Genomic DNA, 24,846 nt, shown 5'->3' on the forward strand with positions numbered 1-24,846 from the left:
GAATGGAGCTTTCATTAAAAACGCGGGTGGCTTACGAAACGTAGTTGGATTGGTATTGAAGAGGTTTAAGGAACAAGCGTTTCAAACGAAGGGGTATCGCCGAGCGGCGATATTCGTGCGGAATGGATGCGGATCTGACGAAATATCCGGCCGCGGCAAAGACAAGCAGCAAGGATAGCAGTCTGCCGAGCCAATGAAGCTTGTGGACTTGATTCGAATTCGAATGGCCGAGCCCCGTGGAGTTCGACGACAGGAGAAGCTGACCGACCGTGACTCGCCCGCTTTCCGAGGTGCTTACCTCCGATTCCGGGATCGGGACGAACGTCAGGGACGTGAAGAACGAAATCATCAGCAGCGCCCAGCGCAGGGGAGATCGATTGGTTTTCAAGGGTATCACCTCCATTTCCGCTATTACTACTAGGGTACCATAGGGCAAGCCCTCGCATCAAACCGTCGGTCAACATTTTCACCCAAACGTCTCATTTTCTCTTGTCCAAGCTCCCGGGTTGTCTCGTCTTCGATTCATAATCCACGTCCTCCATCCGTATCCATGGGGTAGGAGTATCCGGAGCCAAGATTGTGAACACTTCTATTTATATGCAGCTACGCCGATGATAACAAGTCGGCGGGCAGAGGCTCTGGCACCCTTGGCGCACGAATCCCCCTATCGGAGTTCTTGTTCGTATATCAAGCGGTTATCAGCCGTATTATGGAGGTGCAGCGCCATTGAATTCACCATCTTTGCAAGTTGCTTACGTTAGCACGTACGTTCCGAAAAAATGCGGATTGGCGACGTACACCCATCATTTGAGGCAAGCGGTCATGGAGGCCAGAGAGGCGAACGCTCCCGATCCCGTCATCGCCATGTGCAATCCGGACGAAGTCGCGAGCTACGGGGAGAATTGGCACATCCCTCTGCTTAAGTCCGAGAAGGACGATTACCGCAAGATCGCCGAGACGCTGAATCGGAGTCCCGTCGACGTCGTCTCCCTGCAGCACGAATTCGGAATTTTCGGCGGAGAGGCGGGAAGCCACGTCCTCGAGCTGCTGCAGCATCTGACGAAGCCCGTGGTCACGACCTTCCACACCGTCTTCGAGAAGCCCGCCGAGCCCTATGCTTCGGTGCAAGCGGCCATCGCGGCCAGATCCGATCACGTCCACGTGATGAATCGCAAGGCGATCGGCTATTTGCACGAGCATTTCTCCATTCCGCCGAGCAAAATTTCGTTTATTCCCCACGGAGCTCCGGTTCCGGTTAAAAGGGAACGCCAGCAGACTCGCAAGCAATACGGGTGGGAGAACCGCAAGGTCGTATTCCAATTCGGCCTGCTCAGCCGCGGCAAAGGAATCGAGTCGCTTCTTCGCGCGCTCGCGACGGCCGTTCGCGCGGTTCCCGACCTTCTCTATATTATCGCCGGACAGACCCATCCCGAGGTGCGCAAGCACGAAGGCGAAGCCTATCGGGAGGAGCTGACGGAACTGATCAAGACGCTCGGACTGGAGAATCACGTAAGGATGATCAACCGCTACGTTCCCGAAGAAGAGCTCGTTTCTCTTATCTCGGCTTGCGATCTTTACGTCACGCCGTATCCGGGCATGCAGCAGATCACAAGCGGCACGCTTGCTTACGCGGCAGGGCTTGGGCGGCCTATTCTGAGCACGCCGTACAGCTACGCGAAGGATCTTATGCAGGGCAACGAAGACTACCTGCTGCCGTTCGGGGATACGGAGCTGTGGAGCGCCAAAATCATCGAGCTGTTCAGCTTCCCGGAGCTGCTGGCGCGAAGCGAGAGGAAAATAGCGGAGATCGGCAAGAGCATGCAATGGCCCCAAGTAGGAGCGCAGTATTTGGGGCTGCTTGAGCGGGTAACGTCGGGCAAGGGATGGAGCATCGCGGATGTCGTCTGATCGCAATGTCTTGCCCCGAAGCACCCCGTCCTTCATCCATCTGCGCAGGCTGACGGACGATACCGGTCTGATCGAACACGCGCTCGGCCGAATTCCAAGGCGAAGGGAAGGCTATACGACCGACGATAACGCCCGGGCACTCTGGACGGTGACCGAATGGCTGAGCCCCGAGCGTTCCTCCATCCTCGCGGAGCGGGATCGGATTCTGCTTAAGGAGCTCGCGGACATCTATCTCGCCTTTCTTCTCTGGACCCAGAAGGAGAACGGCTGGTTCCATAACAACGTCGCTTACGACCGCACGCTGGAGCCGGAGGACGTCTCGCACGATTGCCAAGGCCGCGCCGTCTGGAGCTGCGCCGACGCTTGGATTCGTCTGGAGGGGGCTCGCCGGGATACCGCGTTTATCCTGCTGCAGCATTCGCTCCAGACGATAGGCTCGATCCGCTCCCACCGGGGACAAGCGTTCGCGCTGGCGACGTGCTCCGATTTGCTGTCGGCGCACGACAGCGGAGTTCTCTCTCTGCCCGAAGGGTGGAAGGAGGAGCTGACGAACCATCTCTATCGCCTGGAAGGCGTGCTCCTGCGGGCGTTCAGCCACTCCTCGGCGGACGGTTGGAAGTGGTTCGAGCCGTCCATGACCTACGGCAACGGCGTTCTGCCCTGGGCCCTCCTCCGCGCCTTCCGGCGAACGGAGAATCCCGAGGCGCTGGAGGTCGGCCTCGACTCTCTCTCCTCGCTCCGGGCGGCGATGAGCTCCGGCAAGGGAGGGTTCCGGCCGATCGGCAACGAGAAGTGGCGGACGAAAGACACTTCGAGCCGTTGGGATCAGCAGCCGCTGGAGATGTTCAAGCTCGCCCTTGCCTTCGAGGAAGCGGCCAAAGCGATCGCCCTCGTGCAGGACGAGGAAGTGTCCCGCCTGATCTCCGTATCGTCCTCCTTGCGGCCCGAGCCGCACGGCGCTTCGGCGCTCGGCGCGAAATTGACGGACAGAACCGGCCATCCCCCCACTCCCCCTCCGCCGCTGGACGAGCCGCTGAGTCTTGCGGAGGAGCTGCGCTTGGCGCGCGATCGCTGCCTGGATTGGTTCTACGGCGACAACGATCTTCTGGTCCTCATGGTCGACCCTGAAGAAGGAGCCTGCTCCGACGGCCTTCAGCAGAACGGTCCGAACATGAATTGCGGAGCCGAAGCGACGATCTCCTTCTTGATGACTCAAGCGTTGTGCTGCCCGGGCACCGGCGGCAACGCCGTCTGAACGGCAAAGGCTGTCTCCCTAAGTCCGATGGCGACTTGGAAGACAGCCTCTGTCGTTTATTGCCTATATTGCCGGAGAAGCTCTTGAATCGTCTCCAAGCTTCGTCCCGCCCAGCGCTGCAGGCGGTCCAGCCGCTCGGCCTCCGTCTCGGCTGCGGCTAGCAGAGAGGCTTTATATTCGGGGACCTCTCCCGAATAAAGCTGGACGCTGCCGGCCGGGACCCATACTTTCTCCCGATAGGCCGATGCCGGCCGTTCGTGGAACATCGCGACATCCGGGTCGTTCGGATGATGCAGGTCCCCCTGCTTCGGATGGGACAGCACCGCGAGCACTTGGACGAGCGTCCTTCTTCCGTCCGATTCCATGACCTCTCCGATATATTCTCCCGTTTTATAAGCGGCCTTGACGATCTGTCCCGGCGCGTATTCCCGATCGCTCATTTTCGTCATCCCTCCGTATCCTTGATCTTCCTTATCTTCGTATAAGCAATTGTAACCCAAGGCTTCTCCTTTTGCCTATCCGCCGTCACGCTCTACCTCAAGACCTCCTAAATTCGTCGGCTCGCACTTGTCCCCGAAGGGGTAAGGAAGTAATATGGTAGGTAGGTAAAGTGGAGGATTGCATGCTATGCGCAAAAAAAGAGTGTTACTCCTATCGGAAGGATTCGGCACCGGCCATACCCAGGCCGCCTATGCCTTATCCGTCGGACTGCGACAATTATCTCCCCATCTTCAGGCGAGAGTGATCGAGCTCGGGACGTTCCTTAACCCGGTCATCGGTCCATTGATCCTATCCGCTTATCGCAAGACAGTCAGCAAGCAGCCGAAGCTGGTAGGACGGCTCTACCGCAGCTATTACGATAAAGGCCTTAACCGGATGACCCGATTTGCCCTGCATCGCCTCTTCTACAACCACGTGTCGGACGTGGTTCATCAGCTCAAGCCGGACGTTATCGTCTGTACCCATCCGTTCCCCAACGCGGTCGTCAGCCGGCTGAAGCGGCTCGGGCTGAACGTTCCGCTCGTGACGGTCATAACGGACTACGACGCGCATGCGACCTGGACGAATCCGGAGGTCGACAAGTACCTCGTCAGCACGCCGGCGGTGCGGAATAAGCTCCTGGCTCGCGGAATCACCTCGGACCGCGTCGACGTCACCGGCATTCCGGTCCATCCGAACTTCTGGTCGCCCCACAACCGGGCGGAGATTCTGGAGCAGTTCGAGCTGTCGGACATGCCTACCGTGCTGATCATGGGCGGCGGATGGGGCATTCTCTCCTCCGACCAGATGCTCGAATACATGACCCAATACGCGGACAACGTTCAGCTTATCTTTTGCCTGGGGAGCAACGACAAATCCCGGGAGAAGCTGCTCGCCGACCCGCGGTTCCAGCATCCGAACATCAAGGTGATGGGCTTCACGAAGGAGGTCAGCAAGCTGATGGACGTGTCCGAGCTGCTCGTCACGAAGCCCGGCGGAATGACCTGCACGGAAGGCATGGCCAAAGGCATTCCGATGCTGTTCTACGAGCCGATTCCCGGACAGGAGGAAGAGAACCTCGACTACTTCGTCACGCACGGGTTCGGCGAGCTGATGACGTCGACCGAGACGATCGACCGCTGGTTCCGCCTGATCCAGGAGCCGTACAAGGCGAACCAGCATCGCGACAGCCTGCTCGCCTTGCGGAACGCGGAGTATGCGCCGGCCAAGTGCGCGGAAGCGGTCCTGAGCCTCCTCGAGCGCAACTAGGAGAAGCTGGGAGCAAGACGGCGGTAAGTCTGTTAAAAGCCGATAAAATAACTGCAAAAAGGCCTTCGGGAAGCGAATCCTTCGCCTCTTGAAGGCTTCTTTTGATCGGGCGGCCGGGAGCCGTGCCGGAGCGCGAATGGACAGCGCTGCCGTCTTGCTTGTATCATGGAACCGAACGGCTTCCGAGCGGAAGCCTCCCGCGAGCAAAGACAACTCGTTCGCTTGGTCCGGATAGAGGAGGGAACCCGGAATGCAGATCATCGCGATGCTCACGATGCTGATCGATCACGTGGGATTCGTGTTTTTCCCCGAATCGGCCGCATGGCGAATCATCGGGCGCATAGCGTTCCCCTTGTACGCCTACGGCATCGTTCAAGGCTTTCTTCGCACCAGAAGCCGGCCGAACTATCTGAACCGCCTGCTGATGCTCGCGCTGATCTCGCAGGTGCCTTACATGCTCGGCCTGCAGGTGCTCCGCGTCAACGTCATCGGCACGTTCGTCGTCTGTCTGGCCGCCCTTATATGGATAGACCGCTGCAAATCGAAATGGGCCGGCGTCTGCATCGCGGCCGTCGCCGCCGCCCTGCTGGAGTTCATCCCGTTCGACTATGGAGCGTACGGGCTGCTGCTAATTCTGATGTACCGTTATCTGCCGCAAGCCTATTGGATCGCGGTTCATTTCGTCCTGAACGTCGGCTACTTCTATCTGAACGGATGGGAAATCCAGTTCTTCAGCTTGATCCCGACGGTCTTCCTGGCCTATTCCAAGCAGCTCGCGGATTGGAAGCGCGGCTTCGGCTACCGGGTTCCGAACTGGCTCTGGAGAAGCTTCTACCCGGCCCATTTGTTCGTTCTGGCGGTCATCGTAGCCGTTCGGGAATATGGCTGATCGGTTTCTGTGTCCGACGAGGCGTTCCGCCCGGGCGTATCGTAAGTCGTTCAGCCACGCGGCTCTTTATGCCAACCTTATCCTAACGGAACGGAGAGCCCTTATTTTGCTCCATAAACCGGCTATTGAAATCTAAAGGAAATGAGAGCCTCTATTTCGAAGAAACGATTCAAAAACAAGCGGTATTCACAAAATAAGGGCTATTGCTTCCGTTAGAATTGAAATTATCCGTTTAACACCCAAATAAAGGCTGTCAGTTCCGTTACAGACGAGACGACAACAGCGGCCCGTCCAGTAAAGGACGGGCCGCTTGTCATTCTTATAACGCGCTGCCCCCGAAGAGGAAGCGATACTCCCAATGCCGTCCTTCGAGGGAATCGATGCGGACTCCTCCGGACGTCTTGGAATAGGTTTGCAGGATTTGGCCGTCGCCCAGGTAGATGCCGACGTGGCTGATCTTCGTGCCGAACGGCGACTTGTTCTCGTAGAGGGAAGCGCTTGTCCCCTTGTAGTCCATGAAGAACATGAGATCGCCGCGCTTCAGCTGCTTCCAATCGGTCGTGACCGTCGATTTCTCGCGCACGTACGCGCCTTGCGCAGCCGAATCGGACGGAAGCGCGATGCCCAGCGCGTCCTTGAACGCTTGGCGCACGAAGTCGGAGCAATCGAACGTCGCCGTCGTGCTGCGGTCCGAGCCGTATTCGTAAGGCGTTCCGAGGTATTTCATGCCCGCCGCGATCACCGCTTCGACCTGGGCGGCGACGTCGGCCGGGGAGCCGGAGCCTGCGGAGCCCGAACCCGTCGAGCCGGAACCCGTTGAACCGGAGTTCGACGAGCCGGAACCCGCGGAGGAACCGCCGTCCGGAATCGTTCCCGTCAGCTTAATGTAGGACGAAGAGGTGCTGACGTAGCCGGATACGCCGTTCGCGTCGGTCGCCGCGTACCAGTAACCGTTCACCTTCGAAGTGACGGTCACCTTCTCGTTTTTCTGCAAATAACGAATTCTCTCTCCGGAAGCGGAAGGCGACTTGCGGAAGTTGACGCCGGCCACGATGACGGCATTCGCGCTTGTGTCTGCTGTCTCGGTAGGAGCGGACACAAGCTTAAGATACGATAAGCTGGAGGAGACATAACCCGTCTGGCCGGACGCGTCGCGCACCTTGTACCAGTAGCTGTTCGTTTTCTCCAGTACCGCTACCGTTTCTCCCGATTTCAAATATCTCATAACCGCGGACGAAGTGCTGGGAGCGGTACGGAAGCTGACCGACGAGACGATCTGGGCAGCCCCTTCCTTGACGGCGGCTCCCGCCGATAGCGGGATGGCGGTTGCGAGCATCGACGCGGCCACGGCGATCATCAAGCTTCTTCTCATATTCTGGCCTCCTGGAATCTCATGAAGGTAAGGCGGATACCCCCGCCCTCCTACATTATAGAGAGGCTTGTCCCCCATTCCATGAGACGGATTTCTTAGCAGCGGCTGCATCAATGGGCAAATAGAGCCAATCCGACCTAGGAACAAAGTACAAGAACCGTTGCCGCCCAACCGTTCCCAATGGCCGACGTCCACCATTTTCCAACGGTCCCGGCACAAAAAAAGAGAGGCTCGCCCCTTGGACGGCCCCTCCCCGGTCCCTCAGCTTTGCTCTCGATACCCATTGATCCGCAGATGCGCCTTGTACATCTCGACGAACGAAGGCTGGCTTTCCTTAGGCAGCCAATACTCGGAGTTCCAAAGCCCCGCCTGCTTGAACGCCCGCGGACAATGGACGAAGATTTCCTCGGTCTCGATCACGACGGCGAGCCCCGTCGTCTTGCCTCCCCACTGCTGGCTGGCGATAAACTCCTCGTTGCGGGTTATTCGGGCGCGGCCGTTGATGCGAAGCACCTCGTCCATGCCCGGAATAAGGCAAATCAGGCCGACCTGCGGATTCTGCATCATATTGAGCAAGGAATCGGTCCGCCGGTTGCCTGGACGATCCGGGAACGCGAGCGTGCGCTCGTCCAGCACTTTAATGAAGCCGGGCTTGTCTCCTCTCGGAGACACGTCGGTATTGCGGTTCGAATCCGACGTTGCCAGGAAAAAGAGCGAGGCCGAAGCCAGATAATTCTCGACATGCGAATCGATGATCGAGATCGTTTTCTTCACGATCGATTCGTGAGGCTCCTCGATAAATTCCCGCAATTGGTCGACCGTCGTCACCTGATCTCGCATCCAAATGGGAATGGTAGACACTTTCGTACCGCCTCCTGCTGATCGGACTCTATTCGGCGGGCCGCGAAGCCGGCATCGCTCGCTCGATGGCGTCGGCGATACTCCGCGCGTCCTCCCTCCCGGATTGCCGCAAATGCCGGATGACGTTGCGCCGCCTCTCTTCGGTGTGGTCTTGATGCAGCTTCCATTGGCCTTCCAATCTCGCGATCTTTATTCTAAAGCCTACTACCCCGCCGATCAAACGGTCGTACACATGGTCCGGAACGCGACCGTCCCAAGGCTCGGGCATCCCCGATTCGTAGAAGCGAATGGTCCGTTCCATGATCGATCTCAGCCCTTCCGCATCGTCGACTCTTGCGAAATCGCCGTACGCGTGCACCGAGAGATAATCCCACGTCGGCACGAACCCCGCGGCTCCGTACCACGAAGGCGTCACGTACGCGTGCGGGCCCGGGAACACGGTCAGCACGGTTCCGCCGATCGCCTGCCACTGCGGATTCGCCCTGGACATATGGCTGACGAGATAGAGCTGCCCCTCCTTATCCCTCTCGATCAGAAAAGGCAAATGGGTGCCGTGAGGCGCTCCTTTAGCCTGGGAGAACAGAATTCCGAAGCTATACTCCCGGATGAAATCCACGAGCGTCTCTTCGTCCTTCATCTCGTACTCTTTAGGAATATACATGCTGCGAGTCACGCTCCGTTCTTCGGGTTATCGTCCGCCTTCCAGCCGATCCCTGGCATCCGCCGCATCCTTGCCGGCCAGGCGCTTGCCCATGGTCGCCCGCCAGCTGTCCGACAGCGCCTCTACCGAGAGAAGCCGCCGAATTCCGGCCTCGTCCTTCTTGTCCTCATGCATGATGCGGTTAGCCTCGCCGACCGTTATTCCAAGCGGATGCGGCTCCAAGAGCAATGCCGGATCGCCCGCGGCTACGACTCCCTCTTCTATCACGCGAAAATAATAACCCGTAAATCCGGACTGCTGAACCCATAGAGGAAGCTCCGCGATTCCATAGCGGACGGATAGCTTGAAGCAAGGCTGACGGGGCTGGCTCACTTGCACGACAGCCCCTCCAAGTCGCAAAATATCGCCGATTCGGACCTGCTCCTCCGTCCATCCGCTCATTGTCGCGTTCTCGCCGAACGCCCCGAAGGCCATCGGCATGCCCAGCTTCGCTTGCCAATAAGGATAATGCTCGTACGGATAAACGCAGACGGCCTTGTCCGCACCTCCGTGATGCGCCAGGTCCGCTTGGCCGTCTCCCTCGAAGCCAAGCTTCGTCAGCCGAAGGGGACCGGACGCGGGACGCTTGCGGATGCCGGTGAGCACCGTTCTGCCCCCGTACTCCGTCTCCATCGGCAAGCCGGCGTTTACGGATTCGATTATTCCCATCGCCATCTGCGCCTCCTTGCCATGACGAAGCGAACGCCTATACGACGGCGCGGCTTCTCAGATGCTCAAGCACCGTAAAAGCGGATCCCAATTGAACCGCGCATAGATCTCGAATCGGCCGCATCTGCCAGTTCAGCTTCGGGAGAAATTCCTCGATCTCTCGGTCGAGCCACTCCAGCGTCTTCCGGCGGATCGCCTCCAGCTCCTCGCTCGGCTCCTGGTCGGCCATGGCCCGAATCAGCATTCCCGCGCAGCCGAGGGACAGCCACCAATCGCGCGTATGAAGGTCGAACCACTCCGCGGTCGTAGCGGGCCGATCGAAGTTGGGATGATCTCCTTTGGCCATCGTGCTCTCGTTGCGCCGCTTGTCCTCCTCGAAGTAGCCCCGGAAGCTGGTAACCGCCCGTTCGAGCATTGTCGGCTTCTTCAAGTAAATCTTGGCGAGCTCCGTCTGCCGGCGAAGGAACTCGAACTTGCGGCCGTCCCGCTCCAGCGTCTCCGTCATGATCTCGCGGCGCGTATAGCCGGATGGAGAGGTGTCGCTCATCCGGGGATCGATGAACTGGGACACCTCGGACATGAACGAGAACGTCCCGTATTTCGAGGCATAATCGGAGGAGCTCGCTCCTCCGCCCATCTTCGAAGCGGGGTCTTCCCCTTCCGGGAGCACCTTCTCCAAGTAATCGTAAACCTGCGAATACTTGCCCAACGTAAAGATGCAATCCCCAAGCGGCGGAATCATCTCCGTCTCGGGTTCTCCCTTGAGCAAAGGCAGCCCTCTCGACACCGCCAGCTGCCGCAGCTCCTCGTATATTTCTTCGCTCAGGGCTTCCGACAGGTAGAAGTACGTTCCCGCGCGATCGATATTGTGGAGACTGTTGAGAAAATGCGGCCGCGATTCGTCGATAGCCCTCATGAAGGCTTGCGTCTCCGGCATCGGAGCGTTCGCATGGAACGTCTTGTATTCGTACGGGAACGTCCATTCCACCTGCTCCTCGCCGGCGGGGCGGAAATAATAGCGCATGTAGCGATCCGGAGAATAGGGCCCCCGCAGCCAGCCTTCGTTCAAGCGGTAGCCGTCCGCATCGATGACTTTGACGATATAGAACGTATGGTCCAGCTCGGCGAGCAATTCCGCGTCCTCGCACAGCTTGCGGCTCAAATAATCCAGCGAGGAGGCGCCGATCGGCTCGTTCGGATGCGGGCAGCCGACGAACAACGCTCGGCGCGAGCCGTTGCCGATGCGAAGCATGAGCAAGGGATGGCCTTCGCGCGAATGTCCTATCGTGCTGAGCCGGACGATCGCCGGGTACTCCTCGGCGAGCTTGCGGGACGAAGCGTCCAGCTCATCCAAGGTCAAGAAGCGTTCAAAGTCCGGAATGTCCGCGATGACTCGATTGACCAGGTGCATGTTTCGATCCCCTTTCGTCCGGGCGTTCGGGCAGCGAAGCGGGAGAAGGCATCGATTCGCGATCTCCCGCCCCGGTTATGCCGTTACGAGGATATTATTTGTCCAGCCATACGTAGCTGTACTCGTTGAAGGCCGTATGCCCGACCGCCTCTTCGGAGCCCGGCTCGCCCTTCACGTAGGATTGAACGGGATTGGAGCCGACGTACTCCGAGATCGGAACGATCGGCAGATCCTCCGACAGAATCTTCTGGATCTCCGTATACTTCGCCTTGCGCTCTTCTTCCTTGACGAGCGTAGCGCCTTCTTCCAGCAGCCGATCGAGCGTCGGGTTGCTGTAGCCCATCATGTTCGACGGTCCGCCCGTTCCGACGCGGGATTTCACCGCCCCTACGTCCGGCCCTTGGTAGCCGCCGAGAATGCTGAGATCGTACTTGTGGTCTGTCGAGACGGAAGCCTCCCAAGCCGCGTAATCGCTCACGTTGATCGTAATCTTGATTCCGGCCTTGGCCAGCTGATCCTTGATGACCGTCGCGATGTCCTGATAGACGTTGTATTCGAAAATATCCAGCGTAGCGCTCAAGTAATTGCCGTCCTTGTCCGGCTTAAGCCCGGCTTGTTCCAGAAGCTGCTTGGCCTTGTCGACGTCGGTGGCAGGTACCGCGTAGTCATTGGAGACCGCCCAGTCGTACACCGGAGAGAGGAACGTCTTCGCCACTTGGGCTTGTCCCTTCTGAGCCTTGGCGACGATCTCGTCGTTGTTGAGCGCGTAAGCGATCGCCTGGCGAACCTCCGGCTTGTCGAACGGCTCCCTGTCGAAGTTGAACAGCAGGTAGACGCGGGACGGCCACAGGCTTGTCACGACCCTTACCTTCGAGTTGTTCATCATGGCGTCCAGCTCGGAAGCCGGAGGATCGCCGCCCAGAATATCGATCTCGCCGTTATAGAAAGCCTGCACCATCGTGTTCGGATCGGTAATGATCGAGAAGATCAGCTTGTCCACGTGCGGCACCTGCGCGAAGTAATCCGGATTCTTGACGAGGTTCACGCTGACTCCGGCCTTGTAGCCGTCGAACTTGAACGGTCCCGTTCCGATCGGAGTCGTGCCGGTTCCGCCCGCCCAATTCGAACCGTAGACATGCTCCGGAAGAATGAACGTGCCGTACCAGGCCAGGTATCCGATGAAGGCGGCATCCGGCTTCGACAGCTTCACGACGACCGTATTGTCGTCCGGGGTGGAGATATCCGCAATGCCCGCGAGGAACGTGGAAGCGAAGCCGCTGTTGCTCTTGATCGCCTCGAGGGTGAACTTGACGTCCTTCGAGGTGAACGCTTGCCCGTCATGCCACTTCACGCCGGAATGAAGGTGGAACGTGTATTGCAGACCGTCGTCCGTAACCTCCCACGACTCGGCCAGATCGGGAATGATCTGTTGTTTGTTGTTGATCTTCACGAGACGGTTGAACACGTTCTGGGCGATCGGATACATGAAGTCGTCGCCCGTTCCGTCCGGATTGAACGACAGCGGGTCACCCGACAAGCCGACGATCAGCGTGCCTCCTTCCTTCGCTTGCCCCGCGGCGGCCGATGCCGACGCGGAGGGGGATCCGGACGCGTCTCCGCCAGCCGAAGCGGAAGGGCTTGCGGAGGATTCGCTATTCCCGTTGTTGTTGCTGCATCCCGCCAATAATCCGATAATGAGTGCCAGTGCGATGAACCACGTCAATCTTTTTTGCATACTCCCACTCCCCTTTAGTTGGTTGTCAACCTTATATAGAAGGGTTTCAAGCCGGATAACGGCCCTACTCCCGAATCTATCGCGATTACGGGATATCGTCCGACGACGCATACGGGCAAGCGGCCAGATGGCCTCCGCCAAAGTCGGTCATGTCCGGGTAGACAGCCTTGCAGGAATCGCGCCTCCGGTAACAGCGAGAATAGAAATAACAGCCGGGTCCGGTCTCGACCGGGGAAGGCGGTTCTCCCTGAATGCGGATGACCTCCCGTTCCTTGACGAGCGAATCGAGCATGGAGGAGTTCGAGATTAGAGCCTTGGTGTAAGGATGCTTGGGATGGTGAAGAACTTCGTCCGTCGGACCGATCTCGACGAAGCGGCCCAAATACATGACCGCCACCCGGTCCGAGATATAGCGGGTCGATAGGATGTCGTGGCTGATGAATACCATGGCCGTATCGTTCTGCTTGCAGAGGTCGCTCAGCATGTTGATGATGTCGGCCCGCACGGATACGTCGAGCATGGATACGGGCTCGTCGGCGACGAGGAAGGAAGGGTTCAGCATCATGGAGCGCAGGATCGAGATCCGCTGAAGCTGTCCTCCGGACAATTCGTGAGGATGGCGCGATAAATAGTGTTCCGCGGGCCGAAGCCCGATCTGTTCCATTTTCTCCTTGCACATGGCAAGCCGTTCTTCGTAGGAGGAGCCGATCCAATGGAGCTTCAACGCGTCGGTGAGCAGCCGGGCGAACGTAAACCGGGGATCGAACGTGTCGAACGGGTTCTGGAAGACGATCTGGGCCGTGCGCCTGAACGCCAACGGGTCTTGCTTGTGAAGCTCTTCCGAGGCAACGCCCGAGAAGCGAATGGTCCCCGACGTGGAATTTTCCAGCTTGACGAGCAGCTTGCCCAGCGTGGACTTGCCGCAGCCGCTCTCTCCGATGACGCCGAGCACTTCTCCCTTCTCCAGGGAGAAGCTGATCCCGTCGACCGCCTTCACGTTTAGTTTGCGCGATGCCCTGCCTTTCGGAGAGAATAGTTTGGGTCGTTGCGCGAAGTACTTCGTTAGCTGTTCGACGGCGATCGCTTGCCGTTCTCTACTGGGCATGAATCTCGCCTCCCCTCAGGTGACATGCGACTTGGCGCCGATCCGGAAGCTCCGCCAGCTGCGGCTTGCTCGTTCGGCATGAGTCCGCCGCGAATTCGCAGCGCTCCGCGAACGCGCATCCGGCCAATGGAACGTCGAGAGCCGGAATCGAGCCGGGGATGCCGCGGATATTGCTTTTCTCCCCGTCGAAGGAAGGAATCGAGCGCAGGAGACCTTGCGTATAAGGATGAGCGGGCTTCGTCAGCACGTCCTTCACGAGTCCGGCCTCGACCACCTGTCCCGCATACATGACGACGACCTTGTTGCAGGAGGTCGCCACGACGGACATGTCGTGCGTGATCATGAGCCGAGTGATTCCGAGCTTGCGCTCCAGCTCCATCATCTCCTCCAGAATCTGCCCCTGAGTAACGACGTCGAGCGCGGTCGTCGCCTCGTCGAGAATGAGCAGCCTGGGATGGTGCATCAAGCTCAGCGCGATCGCGACCCGCTGCATCATGCCTCCGGACAGCTCGTGGGGATACAGCTTGTACACGCGCTCCGGAAGATTGACCATCTCCAGCAGCTCCACGATTCTCCGCTTCGCTTCTCTCTTGGACGCGGAGCTCTCGTGCAGCCGATAGACGTCCGCCATCTGGGCTCCGATCCGGTGAACCGGGCTTAGCGAGTTCATCGATTTCTGAAAGACGACGGCGAGCTCCTTCCAGCGAAGCTTGGACAGCTTGTCCTCCGGCAGAGCCAGAAGATCGGTCCCGTTCAGCAGAACCTCGCCCCCCACCTCCGCGCCGTTCTTGGGCAAGAGCCGGAGCATCGCCATCGCGAGAGTCGATTTGCCCGAACCGGATTCCCCGACGATGCCGACGGCGTCCCTCTCCTCGATCTCCAGGGATACTCCCTGCACGGCGGCGATCCTCCGGTTCTTGGTCGTATACGTGACGCTTAGATTCCTTACTTCCAAGATAGGCATCCTTTCCGCCTCCTAGTTGTTGTTGCGTAGCTTCGGACTTAATACGCGGTTGAGTCCGTCACCGATCATGTAGAACGCCAGCACCGTCACGACGATCGTCAGGCCCGAGAACGTGGAGATCCACCATCCGCTGGTCAGATAGGACCGGCCGTTGAACACGATCTGCCCCCAACTGATGACGTTAGGGTCCCCGAGACCGAGGAAGCTGAGGCTCGCTTCGGTCAGGATCGCCCCGGATATGTTCATGGTCGTGTTCGCGACGATCGGGAAGATCCCGTTCGGGATAATGTGCTTAAACAGGATCTGCCGCTTGCTCTCTCCGATGGCGACGGCGCCGAGCACGAACGTCCGCTCCCTGAGCGACATCGCTTGCGCCCGCATCAGACGGGCGTTGCCTACCCAGCTCGTCAGCCCGATGATCAGCATGACGTTGAGCATGCTGCTTCCGAACATCGCGACGACGAGCAGGATCAGGAAGAAGGTCGGCATGATGAGGAAAATGTTGTTGACTTCGGTAAGGGTCCGGTCGACGGAGCCTCGGTAGAAGCCGGCGATTCCTCCGAGCAACGTCCCGATGACTCCCGAGATGACGGCGGCTACGACTCCGATAAGGAGCGAGGTCCGCGCCCCGTACACGAGCATGCTGTAGACGTCGCGGCCCAGTCCGTCCGTCCCGAGCAGGTGCTCGGCTCCCGGCGGAGCGGTCAGCTCGTCCCCCAGAACGTAAGGGTCGTGAGTGGCCAGAAGAGGAGCCAGCAGAGCGACCATAACCAGCAGCGCGATCAGAAAGGTGCCTATTTTCAGTTGAATATTGCCGTTTATCGCGCTTAGCGCTCGCTTCATGACATTCGTTCGTCCCATAGCGTCGATGTCTCTCCTCTCCTTAACTGTAGCGGATTCGCGGATCGATGAAGGCGTAGATCACATCGACGACGATCATGCAGACGGCGACCGAGATGGAAAGGATCAAATAAATTCCCATGAGGAGCGGATAATCCCGGTTGCCGATCGCCTTCAGCATGAAGCTTCCCATGCCCGGCCAGGAGAAGACGATCTCGATGACGGCGACTCCGGTGAAAATATAGGCCAGCGTAATTCCGAACACGGTGACGGTCGGGAGAATCGCGTTCTTGAACACGTACTTGTTGAAAATCCGGCTCTCGCTCATGCCCGTCGCGCGCAGCGTCGTGATGAAGTCCTCGGACATGACCTGAATGACCGAGGAGCGGGCGATCCGGAAGAAGTACGGCGTGCTGATCAGGGTCAGCGTGAGCCCCGGAAGCACGAGATGCTTGAGAACGTCCATATAATGGGCGAAGCCCGTATATCCTCCTCTTAAATCGACCATTCCCGCCGTCGGCAAAATCTTAAGCGACGAAGCGAAAATCAGAATCAGCATCATTCCCAGCCAGAAGCCCGGCATCGAATCGAACAGATAGGACACTCCGTTCATCGCGGCATCGAGCTTCGAGCCGGCTCGCCTTGCGCAATAGATGCCGAGCGCCGTCCCCAGAACGAGCGACAGCACCGCCGTCGTAAGCGACAGAAGCAGCGTCGGGCCGAGCCTCTCCGCGATCAATTCCGCGACGGGACGGCTATTGGAGATCGATTCGCCCAAGTCTCCTTGGGCCAGATTCTTCAAGTAAGTCCATAACTGCGAGAGCAAAGGCTGATCGAGCCCGTATTTAACGCGCAGCGCCTCCTCCATCTCCGGGGAGGGGCTGTCCATCCCGGACAGGATGCTGGCCGGATCGCCGGGAGCGAGATGAATGAGCAGAAAACTGAGAACGATGGCCGCGAGGACCGTTAGAGCCCCGGTTAAAATTCTTTTGCCGATATATCTTCCCAAAGAAGTCCCCCCTACGCCTAAGGTTCGGATTTGCTCGATTTTTCCGCGATGCGGAATTAAATTCCGTACTTCAGGCCGACAGTTAACGTTCCCGCGTTCCGCGCCCCTCGGAGGATCGCCTTCCGCACCGTCTATCAGCTCTATCATAATGAGGGAGATTCTAATATGTCAACTATTATGACATGGCATTGACAACGTTATTTTTCGCCGTTCGCGCCCTCGAATACGACCTTCAGACAATAAGCCACTACATCCGGAAGCTTGCCGAAAGCGTGATCGCGGTTCAGCCTCTCCGTCCACTTATGAGCGTCCTTGCCGAACGGCCCCAGGTTCATGACCGGCACCTTGAACTTCTCCATCGCTTCGAACGGGATCGAATACCGTTCGCCCCAGAGAGGCATGTCGGCCGCCAGCTGGCGAACCGAAGCGGCCGCTTCCTCCGATCCGACGTAGCTTAGATCGAGCATGGCTCCGTGATGGCTGTTGGACCTCAGCTCCATGCCGTGACGTTCCTTGGCGTACTCCGACAGCCGGTCCGCCAAACCGTTGACGAACGGGTCGTTTCTCGAGCTGATGGGCGGGTAATAAGGCGGAGCGAAGAAGAGCACGATCATCGGGGCCAAATGCTTGCACAGCAGCGCGATCGCATCCACGGCCGCGGCCGCCGCCTGGCGATCGTCGGCCCCCGGCGGCAGCTGTTCCGCCGCGGCGGCGATAGCCAGCTTCACCTGAGCTTCGCCGAACGTACGGTTCGCGATATCGAGCAGCTCCTCGTATCGGAGAACTTTGACCTTGAAATCCGGTCGGTCAGCTCCTCCTAGCGAGGCGAATCGCTTCACCCGCTCCGCGAATCTCTCTTCGATCCGGCGAGCCGCCCTCTCGGCAACTCCGAGCAGCGGCGCAACGAGCTCGTCGACCGTCTTCTCCAGCATCAGAAGATTGAACATCGCGACCGCGCGGTACGGGATCGTAACGGAATAGGAGGTCATCAGGCTGCTTTGGATCAGGTTGGTCGGCGGAGGCGCCAGATAGCCGTCCACTTCCTCGCAGAACGAGGCGTCCAGCTCCAGCTCCCGGGTTATCTCCGCGGCCATGTAATTTCCGTTCAGGCCTTCGAACGGCTGCGCGACGTGCGTCTCCCTTCCGTAGCAGAGATAGCCCGGCAGCGCCTTGCCGATCGAACCTTTCTCGAGGTACCGGATAGAGTCGTCTTCGGCGGGACGATGCATCGCCTCGGCGTTCAACACGAGCGCGTACTCCAATCCCAGCTCCTCCGCCATCGCCGTCAGCACCGGCACCGCGGCTCTCATGCCGACGGAATTGACCTCTTCGTCCGGCACCGCGAGCAGCAGGACGTTGCCGTCGAACTCCCCGTCCGCGGCGCGCTCGAGCATGGACATATGAACGGCCAATCCGCACTTCATGTCCATGACGCCGCGACCGAACAGCCAATTCCCGCTCTCGACGTCCGCTCGGACATCGTCCGGCAGCGCCTCGGGCCGATCGTAGAACAGCCGGGTCAGCTCTTCCGCATGGAAGGCATGCTCCTGCCATTCCCCGTAGCAATCGATCTCCACGACGTCGAAGTGGCTAAGCAGGACGACCGTGCGCGAAGTCGGCCGCTTGCTCCGCACGAGAGCGGTGACAAGCTCCCTTCCGTCCTCGGCGGGATGGGATCGAAGCAGCTCCGGATGCTCCCGGAAGTAAGGCATCTCCGATAAGAGGCCGGCCACGGCCTTGGGGAATTCGCGTTCCGCGGCGGACCCGCTGATGCTCGGAATCCGAACGAGCTCGCACAATAAGTCTTGAAGCTGTCTCTCAGTCGCCCATCTCTTCAATGCAACCACCTCGTCTGATTATTCTGTATTCAAGCTATTTGGCTTGCACCGGCGTCATGCAAGGAGACGCGGCGAAATCCGCCAGCAGCCGGGCTCCGAAGCCCGTTGCCCCTTCCGGGGTATAGCCCCGGGTCGCCAGCGCTTCGTTCGTGCCCGCCATGTCGATATGCGCCCATGCCGCCCGCTTGTCGACGAACCGCCGCAGGAATAAGGCCGCCGTTATCGCGCCGCCGTAAGGCACTTGCGGGACGTTCGACACGTCGGCATAAGCGCTCTTCAGCCATTCGTCGTAGCTGTCCTCGAGCGGAAGCTCCCAGACCCGGTCGCCGCAGGCGAGGCCAAGCTGCATCAGCTGCTGCGGCAACCCGCCGGTGCCGAGCACGCCGGCCAGCGACGTGCCGAGGGCGCTCACGCAGCTAGCCGTCAGGGTGGCGATATCGACGATGCGCGAGGCACCGAGCCTGGACGCGCGAAGCAGCGCGTCGGCCAGCACGAGCCTGCCTTCCGCGTCGGTGTTCCCGACCTGGACGGTCGTTCCGTTCGCGTAGCGGATGACGTCGCCCGGCAGCATCGCTTGCCCGTCGATGCCGTTCTCGGCGGCGGCGATCATCGCGACGACGTTCGCACTCGCGCCGCTTCGGGCGAGTATGTCGACCGCGCCGATGACCGCCGCCGCGCCTCCCATGTCGATTCTCATGTTGCTGAAATTAGCTGCCGTCTTCACGTTGATGCCGCCCGTATCGAACGTGATTCCCTTGCCGATCAGCGCCGTGAGCGGAAGAGCCGGGTCCGAGCAGTACCGCAGCTCGATCAGCGCGGGCTCCCTCGAACTCCCCTTACCGACGGCCTTCAACCCGTGCAAGCCTTCCTCTTCGAGCCCGTCGCCGCGGTATACCCCGACCTGAACCGGAAGCATCTCGAATCTCTCCATCACGATTCTCGCCAGAGCTAACGGGTAGAGCTCGTTGGCCGGCTCGTTGCCGAGATCGCGGGCCAGCGCGGTCCCGGAGGCCCGAATCTGCCCTCTCCGGATTGCCTCTGCCAGCCCGGATCCCTTGCCGCGTATAAAGACGCCAGCCGAAGTTGCCTTAGGCTTCTTGGATTTGTACTTATCGAAACTGTATGCCCCGAGCATCCAGCCTTCGACGAAAGCCGAGACGAGCCCGTCGCCTTCCTCCGCGAAGGCCGGCAGTTGCCGAACCGCCTCAAGATCAACCTCGACGGATGCCGCTTGCTCCTTGATCAGCTCGCGGGCAGCGACCCCCGCCGCGGCCCTTACCGCTTCAAGCCCGAGCTTCTCCTTCGCTCCCATGCCTAAAGCCAGAAGCGAAGTTCCCTTGTCCAGGCTTCGAAACCAGGTCGCGGAGCCCCATTCTCCTGCCGTATCCTTGAGCCTCTTCCCTTCGATAACGGGAGCTTCCGACGTTATCGCGTAAACGACGACATCCGGCGAAGAGAAGCCTTGAACGGTAAACCTCACCTCGGAATCTCCTCCTTAGCACGGGTAAGCACGGACTCTACCTTTTCCATTATGCGGAATTGATTTCCATAATACTATTATTAATAGTAGGACACGAAGAGAGACGTGTCAATAATAAATACAGTTTATGTTATGAAATCTAACTTTTAAAATAGCGCTTACATTGTAAAGACAAAACGATGCGCTGTCAAGACAGAAATACTTGTTCAATTCGTTCCGCAGCCCACTCAAGCTCTTCCTCTCCGATAATAAGCGGAGGCGCAAGGCGAATCACCTTCTCGTGCGTTTCTTTGCACAGAAGCCCCAACTGCTTCAGCATCTCGCAATAAGGGCGCGCGGCGCCTCTCGTTTCGATCGCGATAAAGAGCCCCCTGCCCCGGACCTCCGCGATCTCCGGATGGCGAATGCTCCGAAGCCGTTCGAGCAGCTTCGCGCCAAGGGCGGATGAACGCTCGGCCAGCCCCTCCTCTTCGGTCACCCTTAACGCCGCAACCGCGACCGCGCTGGCAAGAGGATTGCCGCCGAACGTGGAGCCGTGCGAGCCGGGCTCGAACACGCCCAGAATGTCTCTGTCCGCGGCCACGGCGGACACCGGCATCACTCCGCCGCCGAGCGCTTTGCCCATAATGTACACGTCCGGAACGACATTCTCCCAATCGCATGCGAACCTTTTGCCCGTCCGCCCGAATCCCGTCTGAATCTCGTCGGCCATGAGCAGGACGTTCCGCTCGCGGCACATGGCCGCCGCTTCGCTCAAATACCCGTCCGGCGGAATGACGATTCCCGCTTCCCCTTGAATCGGCTCGACCAGGAACGCGGCCGTATTCGGCGTGATCGCCCTCTCCAACGCGGCCAGATCGCCATAAGGAACGAGCTTGAAGCCCGGCAGGAACGGCCCGAAGTGCTCCCGGTAGGACGACTCCGAGGAGAACGAAGTCACGCCGAGCGTTCGCCCGTGGAAGTTGCCTTCGCACGCGATGATTTCCGCTTGTCCGTCGGGAATGCCCTTCTTCCGGTACCCCCATCTCCGGGCCGCTTTAAGGGCGGTTTCGACCGCCTCCACTCCCGTGTTCATCGGAAGCATCGCGTTTTTGCCCGTCAACTCCGTAACCAGCTCCAGCAATTCCGCCAATGGCTCGTTGTAGAATGCCCGCGAAGTCAGCGTAACGAGATCCGCTTGCCGCTTGAGAGCTTCAATGATCCTAGGATGCCTGTGGCCCTGATTGAGGGCGGAATAACCGCTCAGCATGTCCATATAGCGCCGGCCGTCGGGATCTTCGACCCACACCCCTTCCGCTTTGGCGATGACGACCGGCAGCGGGTGGTAATTGTGGGCGCCAAGCCTCTCCGTAACGGAGATAGTATCCTTCATCTCGTTCATCGGTTTTCCTCTCCCTTGTTCCGAATTTTACGACAATATGGAATCGGTCCGTTGCCGAAAACGAACACCCCCTTTCCGGGAATCATTTAATTTTAACTTTTCCGTATAGTGGAATCAGTTTCCATTATTGGGACGATCGAAATGGGCGGGGTTATCCGCCCATTTTATTCGTGACTTCGCCGGCGCCTGCGACGATCTCCTTGCCCAGATAAGCGACCCTGTCCTCGGTCAAGCCATAGCTCATGACTCCGATTCCGATGGCACCGATCACCCTGCGCCCGAAGCCCAGGATCGGAGCCGCGATGGCGACCGTTCCTTCCGTCATCTCCGCGTAGCTGACGCAGTAACCGGCCCTCTTGATATCCGGCAGCGATTGCAGCAGCTTATTGCGGCTCTCCTTGTCCGCGATCAGCTTGATCAGGATCGCCTCCGCTTCCCGCGGATCCATGTTCGCCAGCATCGCCTTGTTCGGAGCCCCGATATTCATCGCGATCCGCTCCCCGAGATTCTCGACGACCCGAAGCTTCATCGGGCTCTCGATCTTGTCGATTCCCATGGAGAACGTGCCGTTCGGGATGCTAAGGAATACGGTCTCCTTCACCTCGGCGGCGATTCTCTCCATGACCGGTCTGGCGGCGGTTCTCAGGTCCAATTGATCGAGTTGCCTCACCCCGAGCTCGATCCACTTGGGACCGAGGATGTAACGTTTCGTCTCGGCGAGCTGAGCTACCAGATCGTGCTCGACCAAGGAGCTGATCAAGCGATGGGTCGTGCTTAGCGGAAGTCCTACCTTCTCGGATATATCGGAGATAGGCCAGCCCGACTTGCCGTCATCGGACTCCAGAATTCGGATGATCTGCATCGCCCTGTCAATCGATTGAACCACGGTTATCCCTCATTCGAAAATCTGCATGAATTCATCATAGGTTCTCCCTATCCCTTTGTCAACCGACAACCTACACGACAATGTGATATTTTGTGACGCGAGTTGTGAGCGAGAAACGAATGCCGCCGCTAGCAAAAACCCGTCCTTCAGACGAAGGACGGGTTCTCTGCTAGATACCGATTGATCCTTATGCCGGAAGCATGCGGGCGCGAAGCTCCTTGATCTCCGGGCTCTCGAGGTACTCGTCGTACGTGGTCATGCGGTCGATGACTCCGTTCGGCGTAATCTCGATGATGCGGTTCGCGATCGTTTGCAGGAACTGATGGTCATGCGACGTGAAGATCATCGTCTCTTCGGTGTCGACCAGACCGTTGTTCAGCGCCGTGATCGATTCGAGGTCCAAGTGGTTGGTCGGCTCGTCGAGCAGCAGCATGTTCGCGCCGGTCAGCATCATCTTGGACAGCATGCAGCGGACCTTCTCGCCCCCGGACAGGACGGAAGCCTTCTTCAGCGCTTCGTCGCCGGAGAACAGCATGCGGCCGAGGAAGCCGCGGATGAACGATTCGTCCGGATCCTTCGAGTACTGGCGCAGCCAGTCGACGATCGAGAGGTCGACTCCGTCGAAGTAGGCGCTGTTGTCCTTAGGGAAGTAGGCGGTCGTGATCGTCACACCCCATGTGACCGAACCGCTGTCCGGAACGATCTCCCCCGCGAGAACTTGGAACAGCGTCGTCTTGGCGATGCCGTTCGGGCCGACGAGAGCGATCTTGTCGCCCTTGTTCACGACGAACGACACGCCGTCCAGCACCTTCTCGCCTTCGATCGTCACCGTGACGTTGTCGACGGTCACGATCTGCTTGCCCGCTTCGCGCTCCGGCTTGAATTGAATGAACGGATATTTGCGGTTGGACGGCTTGATGTCGTCCAACGAGATCTTGTCGAGCATCTTGCGGCGGCTCGTCGCTTGCTTCGCCTTGGACTTGTTCGCGGAGAAGCGCTGGATGAACTCCTGCAGCTCCTTCATCTTGTCTTCCTTCTTCTTGTTCTGGTCGCGCATCAGCTTAAGGGCCAACTGGCTCGACTCGTACCAGAAGTCGTAGTTGCCGACGTACATCTGGATCTTGCCGAAGTCGATGTCGGCGATGTGGGTACAGACTTGGTTCAGGAAGTGGCGATCGTGGGAGACTACGATAACGGTGCCCTGGTAGCCGGCCAGGAAGTTCTCCAGCCATTCGATCGACTCGAGGTCCAAGTGGTTGGTAGGCTCGTCGAGCAGCAGGATGTTCGGGTTGCCGAACAGCGCTTGCGCGAGCAGGACGCGAACCTTCTCGTTGCCGCCCAGCTCGGACATTTTCTTGTCGTGCAGCTCCGTCGTGATGCCGAGGCCGTTCAGCATCTCCGCCGCGTCGCTCTCGGCTTCCCAGCCGTTCATCTCGGCGAATTCCGCTTCGAGCTCGCCGGCGCGCATGCCGTCCTCGTCGGAGAAATCGGCCTTGGCGTAGATGGCGTCCTTCTCCTTCATGACCTTGTACAGACGCTCGTAGCCCATGATGACGGTCTCCAGAACTTGGAACTCGTCATACTCGTAATGGTTCTGCTTCAGGACCGCCAGGCGCTCGCCCGGGGTGATGTGCACTTCGCCGGAGGAAGGCTCGACCTCGCCGGAGAGAATCTTCAGGAACGTGGACTTGCCCGCTCCGTTCGCCCCGATCAGGCCGTAGCAGTTGCCCGGCGTGAACTTGATGTTGACGTCCTCGAACAGAGGACGCTTGCCGTATCTAAGACTGATATTGCTCGTGCTAATCATTTAATTCGATCCATCCTTTGCTATTGATTATCGCTTGCCTGCCGGCTATAAAACCTCATGGACTCGCCATGCTGAAGCACAAACATTCGATCCCGCGGGATCTCGAGCCGCTGTCTCTCGAGCTCGAGACGTTCGAGAGCTTCCTTCGGGGTATCGTCCGCCAGCTTAAACGACCCGTAGTGCATCGGCACGAAGTATTTCGCGCGAACGTCGCGGAACGCCTTCAGCGCCTCTTCGGGGCTCATGTGCTCTTCGGACATGAACCATTCCGGCTCGTAAGCGCCGATCGGGAGCAAAGCCACGTCGACGTCGAAGCGTCGGCCGATCTCCTCGAAGCCGCGGAAATAGCCGCTGTCGCCTCCGAAGTAAATCGTCGGGCTTTGGGCGGATTCGAGCATCCACCCTCCCCAATGGGAGTGATTCGTATCCCATGGATTGCGGCGCGCCCAGTGCTGGGCCGGAACGAAGGTGAACTTCACCCCGTGGAACGACGTTTCCTCCCACCAGTTCAGCTCTTCGACTTGCCGGAAGCCCTTGCGCATCATCTTCTTGCTTAAGCCCGCCGGAACGTACAGCCTCTTGGCTCCGCTCAGCCGGCGAAGCGAGGAGACGTGAAGGTGATCGTAGTGGGAATGGGAGACGAGCACCACGTCGATCGGAGGCATGTCTTCCAGCTCGATTCCCGGGGGAGAGAGCCTCTTCTGAAGAGCCATGCGCCTAGCCCATACCGGGTCCGTGACGATATTAAGGCCGGCCATCTGAATAAGAAAGGTAGAGTGCCCGATCCAGGTAACGGACGGCTCGCTTCTATTGTGCTGCAGAAACGGTAGATCGGGATGAACATTAGGGACGCAATCGGAATAATCCTTCGCGTTGCCGCGGATCACTCTTTCTTGTCCCCATCGGACGAAACGGTGTCTGCCTGCTCGAACGGCCCCGGCGGAGTCGAGGTTGCCGAAGCGATTTTTGCCCATGGAATCCCTCCGA

22 protein-coding genes are annotated in these 24,846 nt (G+C 59.0%); 4 read left to right on the forward strand and 18 right to left on the reverse strand.

Annotation, left to right across the window (positions count from 1 at the left end):
• Positions 1 to 31 precede the first annotated feature (31 nt).
• Positions 32 to 388 (reverse strand): hypothetical protein, encoded by a 357-nt coding sequence (locus tag H7B67_RS27475; protein WP_185123097.1) that lies wholly within the window; start codon positions 386 to 388, stop codon positions 32 to 34.
• 338 nt (positions 389 to 726) lie between these two features.
• Here H7B67_RS27475 and H7B67_RS27480 point away from each other — a divergent pair, with 338 nt between their 5' ends.
• A complete protein-coding gene (locus H7B67_RS27480) occupies positions 727 to 1,908 on the forward strand; it encodes a glycosyltransferase family 4 protein (protein WP_185123098.1) in 1,182 nt (393 codons plus the stop codon).
• Entirely contained in the window at positions 1,898 to 3,163 is a 1,266-nt protein-coding gene (locus H7B67_RS27485; RefSeq protein WP_185123099.1) for a hypothetical protein, read from the forward strand. Before H7B67_RS27480 ends, H7B67_RS27485 begins: the two co-directional genes overlap by 11 nt.
• 56 nt (positions 3,164 to 3,219) lie before the next feature.
• On the opposite strand, the gene kapB is transcribed toward H7B67_RS27485, so the two are convergent.
• Positions 3,220 to 3,612 carry a kinase-associated lipoprotein KapB gene (gene kapB, locus H7B67_RS27490; protein ID WP_342592635.1) on the reverse strand — a complete coding sequence of 131 codons (393 nt, stop codon included), beginning with the start codon at positions 3,610 to 3,612 and terminating at the stop codon, positions 3,220 to 3,222.
• Between the two features lie 178 nt (positions 3,613 to 3,790).
• Between kapB and H7B67_RS27495 the strand changes: the two genes are divergently transcribed.
• Together H7B67_RS27495 and H7B67_RS27500 are read left to right on the forward strand one after the other, a co-directional pair.
• Complete coding sequence (locus H7B67_RS27495) at positions 3,791 to 4,912, forward strand: MGDG synthase family glycosyltransferase (protein WP_185123100.1); 1,122 nt, start codon at positions 3,791 to 3,793, stop codon at positions 4,910 to 4,912.
• Positions 4,913 to 5,162: 250 nt separating this feature from the next.
• Positions 5,163 to 5,801 carry a TraX family protein gene (locus H7B67_RS27500; protein ID WP_185123101.1) on the forward strand — a complete coding sequence of 213 codons (639 nt, stop codon included), beginning with the start codon at positions 5,163 to 5,165 and terminating at the stop codon, positions 5,799 to 5,801.
• Between the two features lie 319 nt (positions 5,802 to 6,120).
• Here the strand turns inward: H7B67_RS27500 and H7B67_RS27505 are convergent, their stop codons facing one another.
• The 16 genes from H7B67_RS27505 to H7B67_RS27580 form a co-directional block, all read right to left on the reverse strand.
• Positions 6,121 to 7,173 carry a C40 family peptidase gene (locus H7B67_RS27505; protein ID WP_185123102.1) on the reverse strand — a complete coding sequence of 351 codons (1,053 nt, stop codon included), beginning with the start codon at positions 7,171 to 7,173 and terminating at the stop codon, positions 6,121 to 6,123.
• A 261-nt stretch (positions 7,174 to 7,434) separates the two neighbouring features.
• On the reverse strand, positions 7,435 to 8,034 hold the full coding sequence (locus H7B67_RS27510; RefSeq protein ID WP_342592634.1) for an MSMEG_1061 family FMN-dependent PPOX-type flavoprotein: 600 nt from the start codon (positions 8,032 to 8,034) through the stop codon (positions 7,435 to 7,437).
• Positions 8,035 to 8,062: 28 nt separating this feature from the next.
• Positions 8,063 to 8,695, reverse strand: a complete 633-nt coding sequence (locus H7B67_RS27515; RefSeq protein ID WP_185123103.1) for an FMN-binding negative transcriptional regulator — start codon at positions 8,693 to 8,695, stop codon at positions 8,063 to 8,065.
• Positions 8,696 to 8,722: 27 nt separating this feature from the next.
• The gene (locus H7B67_RS27520) at positions 8,723 to 9,409 is read right to left on the reverse strand and encodes an MOSC domain-containing protein (protein ID WP_425353925.1); all 687 of its coding nucleotides are present in this window, start codon (positions 9,407 to 9,409) and stop codon (positions 8,723 to 8,725) included.
• A 31-nt stretch (positions 9,410 to 9,440) separates the two neighbouring features.
• A complete protein-coding gene (locus H7B67_RS27525; protein ID WP_185123104.1) occupies positions 9,441 to 10,814 on the reverse strand; it encodes a M14 family zinc carboxypeptidase in 1,374 nt (457 codons plus the stop codon).
• A gap of 94 nt (positions 10,815 to 10,908) precedes the next feature.
• Positions 10,909 to 12,549 carry an ABC transporter substrate-binding protein gene (locus tag H7B67_RS27530; RefSeq protein ID WP_185123105.1) on the reverse strand — a complete coding sequence of 547 codons (1,641 nt, stop codon included), beginning with the start codon at positions 12,547 to 12,549 and terminating at the stop codon, positions 10,909 to 10,911.
• Positions 12,550 to 12,634: 85 nt separating this feature from the next.
• Positions 12,635 to 13,654, reverse strand: coding sequence for an oligopeptide/dipeptide ABC transporter ATP-binding protein (locus tag H7B67_RS27535; protein WP_185123106.1), 1,020 nt, complete (start codon positions 13,652 to 13,654; stop codon positions 12,635 to 12,637).
• Complete coding sequence (locus H7B67_RS27540; protein WP_185123107.1) at positions 13,644 to 14,618, reverse strand: ABC transporter ATP-binding protein; 975 nt, start codon at positions 14,616 to 14,618, stop codon at positions 13,644 to 13,646. The genes H7B67_RS27535 and H7B67_RS27540 overlap by 11 nt, the downstream gene beginning before the upstream one ends.
• 12 nt (positions 14,619 to 14,630) lie before the next feature.
• On the reverse strand, positions 14,631 to 15,479 hold the full coding sequence (locus H7B67_RS27545) for an ABC transporter permease (RefSeq protein WP_185123108.1): 849 nt from the start codon (positions 15,477 to 15,479) through the stop codon (positions 14,631 to 14,633).
• 22 nt (positions 15,480 to 15,501) lie between these two features.
• Positions 15,502 to 16,467 carry an ABC transporter permease gene (locus tag H7B67_RS27550; protein WP_185123109.1) on the reverse strand — a complete coding sequence of 322 codons (966 nt, stop codon included), beginning with the start codon at positions 16,465 to 16,467 and terminating at the stop codon, positions 15,502 to 15,504.
• Between the two features lie 197 nt (positions 16,468 to 16,664).
• Positions 16,665 to 18,314: a M20/M25/M40 family metallo-hydrolase gene (locus H7B67_RS27555; protein WP_425489482.1), complete on the reverse strand. Its 1,650-nt coding sequence runs from the start codon at positions 18,312 to 18,314 to the stop codon at positions 16,665 to 16,667.
• A gap of 25 nt (positions 18,315 to 18,339) precedes the next feature.
• Complete coding sequence (locus H7B67_RS27560; protein ID WP_185123111.1) at positions 18,340 to 19,785, reverse strand: M17 family peptidase N-terminal domain-containing protein; 1,446 nt, start codon at positions 19,783 to 19,785, stop codon at positions 18,340 to 18,342.
• 187 nt (positions 19,786 to 19,972) lie between these two features.
• Entirely contained in the window at positions 19,973 to 21,166 is a 1,194-nt protein-coding gene (locus H7B67_RS27565; protein WP_185123112.1) for an ornithine--oxo-acid transaminase, read from the reverse strand.
• Positions 21,167 to 21,317: 151 nt separating this feature from the next.
• On the reverse strand, positions 21,318 to 22,052 hold the full coding sequence (locus H7B67_RS31375; RefSeq protein ID WP_185123113.1) for an IclR family transcriptional regulator domain-containing protein: 735 nt from the start codon (positions 22,050 to 22,052) through the stop codon (positions 21,318 to 21,320).
• 187 nt (positions 22,053 to 22,239) lie between these two features.
• A complete protein-coding gene (locus H7B67_RS27575; RefSeq protein WP_185123114.1) occupies positions 22,240 to 23,859 on the reverse strand; it encodes an ABC-F family ATP-binding cassette domain-containing protein in 1,620 nt (539 codons plus the stop codon).
• A gap of 20 nt (positions 23,860 to 23,879) precedes the next feature.
• The gene (locus H7B67_RS27580) at positions 23,880 to 24,833 is read right to left on the reverse strand and encodes an MBL fold metallo-hydrolase (protein WP_185123115.1); all 954 of its coding nucleotides are present in this window, start codon (positions 24,831 to 24,833) and stop codon (positions 23,880 to 23,882) included.
• Between the last annotated feature and the right edge of the window lie 13 nt (positions 24,834 to 24,846).

The organism is Cohnella thailandensis, from assembly GCF_014212135.1.
In the GTDB taxonomy this organism is placed as follows: Bacteria; Bacillota; Bacilli; order Paenibacillales; family Paenibacillaceae; genus Cohnella; species Cohnella thailandensis.

Coding starts and splice junctions, on each gene's coding strand:
- H7B67_RS27485 (WP_185123099.1), top strand. CDS start 1,898: ATGTCGTCTGATCGCAATGTCTTGCCCCGAAGCACCCCGTCCTTCATC.
- kapB (WP_342592635.1), bottom strand. CDS start 3,612: ATGACGAAAATGAGCGATCGGGAATACGCGCCGGGACAGATCGTCAAG.
- H7B67_RS27495 (WP_185123100.1), top strand. CDS start 3,791: ATGCGCAAAAAAAGAGTGTTACTCCTATCGGAAGGATTCGGCACCGGC.
- H7B67_RS27500 (WP_185123101.1), top strand. CDS start 5,163: ATGCAGATCATCGCGATGCTCACGATGCTGATCGATCACGTGGGATTC.
- H7B67_RS27505 (WP_185123102.1), bottom strand. CDS start 7,173: ATGAGAAGAAGCTTGATGATCGCCGTGGCCGCGTCGATGCTCGCAACC.
- H7B67_RS27515 (WP_185123103.1), bottom strand. CDS start 8,695: ATGTATATTCCTAAAGAGTACGAGATGAAGGACGAAGAGACGCTCGTG.
- H7B67_RS27520 (WP_425353925.1), bottom strand. CDS start 9,409: ATGGCGATGGGAATAATCGAATCCGTAAACGCCGGCTTGCCGATGGAG.
- H7B67_RS27525 (WP_185123104.1), bottom strand. CDS start 10,814: ATGCACCTGGTCAATCGAGTCATCGCGGACATTCCGGACTTTGAACGC.
- H7B67_RS27530 (WP_185123105.1), bottom strand. CDS start 12,549: ATGCAAAAAAGATTGACGTGGTTCATCGCACTGGCACTCATTATCGGA.
- H7B67_RS27535 (WP_185123106.1), bottom strand. CDS start 13,654: ATGCCCAGTAGAGAACGGCAAGCGATCGCCGTCGAACAGCTAACGAAG.
- H7B67_RS27540 (WP_185123107.1), bottom strand. CDS start 14,618: ATGCCTATCTTGGAAGTAAGGAATCTAAGCGTCACGTATACGACCAAG.
- H7B67_RS27545 (WP_185123108.1), bottom strand. CDS start 15,479: ATGGGACGAACGAATGTCATGAAGCGAGCGCTAAGCGCGATAAACGGC.
- H7B67_RS27565 (WP_185123112.1), bottom strand. CDS start 21,166: ATGAACGAGATGAAGGATACTATCTCCGTTACGGAGAGGCTTGGCGCC.
- H7B67_RS27575 (WP_185123114.1), bottom strand. CDS start 23,859: ATGATTAGCACGAGCAATATCAGTCTTAGATACGGCAAGCGTCCTCTG.
- H7B67_RS27580 (WP_185123115.1), bottom strand. CDS start 24,833: ATGGGCAAAAATCGCTTCGGCAACCTCGACTCCGCCGGGGCCGTTCGA.